4 protein-coding genes and 1 pseudogene are annotated in these 5,325 nt (G+C 69.0%); all 5 read left to right on the forward strand.

What is annotated here, in order from left to right:
- Window positions 1-1,400 (forward strand): hypothetical protein (locus U9980_RS19355; RefSeq protein ID WP_322769216.1); only part of this gene is annotated, 1,400 nt, incomplete at its 5' end.
- An 83-nt stretch (window positions 1,401-1,483) separates the two neighbouring features.
- The gene (locus tag U9980_RS19360) at window positions 1,484-1,927 is read left to right on the forward strand and encodes an SRPBCC family protein (protein ID WP_322749101.1); all 444 of its coding nucleotides are present in this window, start codon (window positions 1,484-1,486) and stop codon (window positions 1,925-1,927) included.
- Window positions 1,928-2,126: 199 nt separating this feature from the next.
- A complete protein-coding gene (locus U9980_RS19365; protein ID WP_322769217.1) occupies window positions 2,127-3,866 on the forward strand; it encodes a GMC family oxidoreductase in 1,740 nt (579 codons plus the stop codon).
- Between the two features lie 277 nt (window positions 3,867-4,143).
- Window positions 4,144-4,545 carry a hypothetical protein gene (locus U9980_RS19370; protein WP_322769218.1) on the forward strand — a complete coding sequence of 134 codons (402 nt, stop codon included), beginning with the start codon at window positions 4,144-4,146 and terminating at the stop codon, window positions 4,543-4,545.
- Window positions 4,542-5,325: pseudogene (locus U9980_RS19375) on the forward strand (metallophosphoesterase); the annotation flags it as partial. The gene U9980_RS19370 and the pseudogene U9980_RS19375, both read left to right, overlap by 4 nt.

Consider the following 5,325-nt stretch of genomic DNA (forward strand, 5'->3'; position numbering starts at 1 on the left):
TGCTGACCACGCTCGCGCCGGCGCTGTCCGGCTGGGTGATGTTCCTGGTGATGCGGCGCTGGACCGCCGCGTTCCCCGCCGCCGTCGCCGGGCTGCTCTACGGCTTCAGCCCGTACATCATCGGCGCTTCCTACGGGCACCTGCACCTGTCGTTCGCGCTCTTTCCCCCGATCCTCGTGCTGCTGCTGGACGACCTGCTCATCCGCCAACGCACCGCCACGCGGACCGGCGGGCTGCTCGGTGCGGCCGTGGCCGCCCAAGCGCTGATCAGCGAGGAGGTACTGGCGACATCGGCGGTGGTGGCGGTCATCGGCATCGCGATCCTGTGCATGGGCCACCGCGACCAGGTCCGCCCGCGTGCCGCGGCGGCGGTACGCGGACTCGCGGTCTGCGCGGTCGTCGCCACCGTGCTGCTCGCCTGGCCGCTCTACATCCAGTTCTTCGGCCCGCAGCGCGTCCACGGATCAATCCAGCCGTCGGACATCGCAGTGTCGGACCTGCTCACCTTCGCCACGCCCACACCGCTACAGGCGCTCGGCCCGGACGTCGCGGTCCGGGAGAGCCTGCGGTTCTCCGGCAACGCGGTGGAGGTCAGCGGCTACGTCGGCCTCCCGCTGCTGGCCCTGCTCGCGTTCATCGCGGTGCGGCTACGCCGCAACCCGCTCGTGGCCGTGTGCGCGCCGCTGTTCGCCGTCGTCGCCGTCCTGTCGCTCGGCCCGCACCTGCACGTCGGCGGGCGCGGCACCCGCATCCCGCTGCCATGGCGCCTGCTGGAGCTGGGGCCGGTGCTCCACAACGCACTGCCGTCCCGGCTGTCGCTGTACCTCGCGCTGGCGGCGAGCGTGATGATCGCGCTCTGGCTCGACCAGGCACGGCCACCACGGCTGCGCACCGCCACCGGCGTCGTTGCCGCCGCCGCGCTGGTACCGCTGGTACCGGCCACGCCCATTACCTTCAGCACCGCCACACCGAGGTTCTTCACCGGCCCGCAGGTCGACAACCTGCCCGCGGCTGCGACAGCGTTGGTCGTGCCCTACCCGTATCCTCAGCAGAACATCGCGATGCTCTGGCAGGCGCAGGCTGACTTCCGCTTCACCATGCCGGGTTGCTACTGTACGGTCCCCGACCGTTTTGGACGGTCCAGCTTCCACCCGGAGACCGACCCGCTGAACTCGGCCCTCATCGCCGTCGCGACGGGCCAGAGCACCGCGGCGGCGGCCTTGCGACAACCCGGGCTGGCGGCCACCTTCGACCGCTACCATCTGAATACGATCATCCTTGGCCCCAGCGACCACCACGACGAGCTCGTGACCTTGCTGACGGGGCTGGCGGGTGCACCCGGGCGGTACGTCGACGGCGTCGACCTCTGGTTGCTCGACAGTGCCCCGGGCCGGTCGTGACAAGGTACTCACCAAGGCCTACCGGGCCGCGAGGCCTACCGGGCCGCGAGGCCGGGACGGCGTGGTCATGAAACGGAGTTCAGGTGGCGCAGATCAAGGTAGTGGTGGAGCGGGTCGTGACGGCGGCGCCGGCGACGGTCATGGATGTGCTCGGCGACTACAAGGGCAGCCGCGCTGAGGCCTGGCCCGATATGATCACCGACTACGAGGTGGTCGAGGGCGGTACCGGCGCCGGTACCCGGATCCGCTACCAGCTGCACGCGACCCGCCGCCGCGTCCGCACCGTCGAGGCGGTCGTATCCGCGCCCGTTCCCGGCCGGACGCTCATCGAAGCCGACCAGAACTCCACTCTGCGCACGGAGTGGACCGTTGCGCCCGCCGACGCGGGAACGTCCCGGATATCGGTGGAGACGAGCTGGTCGGGCGCGAGCGGGATCGGTGGCTTCTTCGAGCGGACCTTCGCGCCAATCGGCATCCGCAAGCTGTGGAACGGCGTTCTGGACAACCTCGCGCCTCGGCTGGGCTGACAATCGGGTGACAATCGGCTGACGGAATTCGGTCCGGAGGCGGATGTCGGCCTTCGACGGCTTCGCGAAAAGGCCACCGGATCCCCTGTCGGGGACACGACTACGCGCTGCACAGCCACCGGGTCGGTGTGGTTGACTCAATCCCGCCCGTAGGCGGAGTGTTCCCAGTCTGCATGCCGCGGGTATGGGGGATGGAAACATGACGCGCGAGGATACTCGAGCTGAACACACCGACATACTGGTTGTCGGGTCGGGGTTCGGCGGCGCGGTAACCGCGTACCGGTTCGCCGAGGCAGGACGACGCGTCGTCGTGCTTGAGCGGGGAAAGGCGTATCCCCCCGGGTCATTCGCCCGTTCGCCGTCCGACATCGCGGCGAACTTCTGGGACCCGATGCAGGGACGCCACGGTCTTTTCGACATATGGTCGTTCGCCGACTTCGAGGCTGTCGTATCCAGCGGTCTGGGCGGCGGCTCACTCATCTATGCCAACGTGCTGCTCCGCAAGGACGAGAAGTGGTTCATCCGGGATGCGCCCGCGGGCGGGGGGTACGAGAGCTGGCCGATCACCCGGGCCGACCTCGAACCGCACTACGCGGCCGTCGAGACCATGCTGAGCGCCCAGCGGTTCCCGGCCGGGCAACCCGGCTACCAGGCCTCCCGCCGCACCGAGCTGCTCACGCTGGCCGGGCGGCGCCTGGGTTACACCGCCGAGCAGCCACCGCTGGCGGTGACGTTCGCATCGGGCGGCACCCCACCCGTGCCGGGCGCGCCCATCCCGGATCCGAGCTACGGCAACATCCACGGGCGACCGCGAATCACCTGTGTGTTATGCGGCGAGTGCGACCTCGGGTGCAACTCCGGCAGCAAGAACACCCTGGACCACACCTATCTGTCCGCCGCGGCGCACCATGGCGCGGACCTTCGGGTCCACCACGAGGTACGTTCGATCACCCCGCGGGATGGTGGAGGCTACACAGTTGGCTATGTGTTACACACTCCAGGTGATACCGGTGCCCTCGCCGCCATCCCGGAGCGGATAATCACGTGTGACCGTCTGGTCCTCGCCGCCGGAACTCTGGGCACCACCTATCTGCTGCTACGCAATCGCGCGGCCCTGCCCGGGATCTCCCGCATGCTCGGCCGGCGTTTCTCTGGCAACGGTGACCTGCTCGGTTTCGTCCGCGGGGTGCCCGGTGCGTCCCTCGGCAGCGCGCACGCGCCGGTCATCACCACCGCCGTTCGCGTACCCGACCAGGTCGACGACATCGTCAATGGTGACGGCGCCATCCCCGCCAGCACTGAGCGCGGCTGTTACATCGAGGACGCCGGCTATCCCGGTTTCGCGGAATGGCTCATCGAGGCGGCCCAGCTGACCGGCATGGCCGCACGAGTCGTCGGCGCGGGTTACCAGATGATCCGATCACGCATCGTCGACAACCCGGCACCCCAGACCGACATGATAATCAGTCGGCTACTCGGCTCGGGGACCGCATCCGCCGGTTCGATGCCCCTGCTCGGCATGGGACGTGACGTCCCGACCGGACGCATGTCGGTACACGACGACTACCTGCAGATTGCGGATTATCCCGCTGGCAGCAGGCCGTACTTCGACCGACTGGAACGGATCATGAATGACCTCGCAACGGAAATGGGCGGTGATTTCCAGCAGAACCCGCTCAGCCTGCTGTCCCGGGTCATCACCGTGCACCCGCTCGGCGGCGCCGGCATGGGCGCGGACATCACCAGCGGGGTGATCGACCAATGGGGCGAGGTGTTCGGCCACCGGGGCCTGTATGTCGCCGACGGCGCCGCCATGCCCGGACCGGTCGGCGCCAATCCATCCCTGACCATCGCGGCCTTCGCCGATCGGCTCGCCGAACACGTCCTGGCCTCCGATCCGGTTCGCGATGCCCACAACGCTTCGGAGGCAGCGCCATGACCGAACCGACGAGCCTTGAATTCACCGAGACGATGAAGGGTTTCATCACTCTGGACGAGACCGACCCGCAGCGTGGCTACGAACAGGGCCGGGCCGAGGCCACCGCACTGCACTTCCGGCTCACCATCCGCACCGGGGACGTCCACGCCTTTGCCGCCGACCCGATGCGGGAGGCGGTCGCCGACGGCTATGTCGACTGCGATGTCCTGGGCGGCCGGCGCCGGTCGAGGGAGGCGTCTTCAACCTCTTCGTCGGCGATGCACCCGGGCGCAGGCGGATGCTCTACCGGCTGCCGTTTCAGGATGCGGCCGGGCACCCGCTCACGCTCAGCGGTTTCAAGGACGTCCACGACGACCCCGGGTTCGACCTGTGGCGGGACACATCGACGCTCTACACCCGCATCCTCGCCGGCCATGTCCATACCGACCCTGCGGACCCTGCGGACCCTGCCGACCCTGCCGCCGCCGAAGCGGGTGCGCGGGTCGTCGCCGCCGGCATCATCACGATCCACATCCCGGACTTCCTGCGGCAGCTCACGACGTTTCGGGTATCGGGTTCTGCGCTCGAAGCCACCCGCGGCCTGGAGACGTTCGGCCGGCTGTTTCTCGGGGACCTCTGGAAGGTCTACGGTGCGTTCGTGCCCGCCGGGAACGCCGACGCCATCGGGGAGCCTCGGTGACGCAGCTACCGCCCCGGCCCGCCGACGACAGCGAACGCGCGCTCGGGTTCGCCCGTGCCACCATGACCCGATGGCTCTCGCCCTCGCTGCTGTTCGCCACCGCCGTGCGGGTGGGTATCAGCGCGGTGCTCGGCTCCTATGCCGACAAACGGGAGGAGATGGCGGCGCTACCGGCCGCGCCGCCGGCCGACCTGTCGGCCGGCACTGAACCGCCGGGTTACGCCGAGGCGCCGGACGGTGGCGAGCTGTGGTTCGACTACGTCAGCGACCTCGGGGACGGATTCGACGCGACCTACGCGATGGCCTCGCTGCTGGCCACGCCGAGCCTCGACCTTGCCGGGACGACCACCCCACGCGGCCGGATGCTGGTGATGGGCGGTGATCAGTGCTACCCCACGCCGAGCATCACCGGCTACGAGAACAAGCTGATCGGCCCGTACCGCGCCGCGCTGCCCAGAACGTGCCCGGATCCCGCCGGGGCGCCGCGGCTGTTCGTGCTACCCGGCAACCACGACTGGTACGACGGGCTCACCGCATTCATGCGGGTCTTCTGCCAGGGTTCGAGCATCGGGGGCTGGCGCACCGAGCAGACCCGCAGCTACTTCGCGGTACAGCTACCGCACCGCTGGTGGCTACTCGGGATCGACATCCAGTTCGACTCCTACATCGACGACCCCCAGCGCCGGTACTTCATCGAGATCGCGGCGCGGATGCGTCCCGGTGACGCGGTCATCCTGTGCTCCGCGAAACCGAGCTGGCTGAGTGCGGCCGACGGGGATG

This window comes from Protofrankia sp. Cr1, from assembly GCF_963555865.1.
Classification (GTDB): domain Bacteria; phylum Actinomycetota; class Actinomycetes; order Frankiales; family Frankiaceae; genus Protofrankia.

Coding starts and splice junctions, on each gene's coding strand:
- U9980_RS19365 (WP_322769217.1), top strand. CDS start 2,127: ATGACGCGCGAGGATACTCGAGCTGAACACACCGACATACTGGTTGTC.
- U9980_RS19370 (WP_322769218.1), top strand. CDS start 4,144: ATGCTCTACCGGCTGCCGTTTCAGGATGCGGCCGGGCACCCGCTCACG.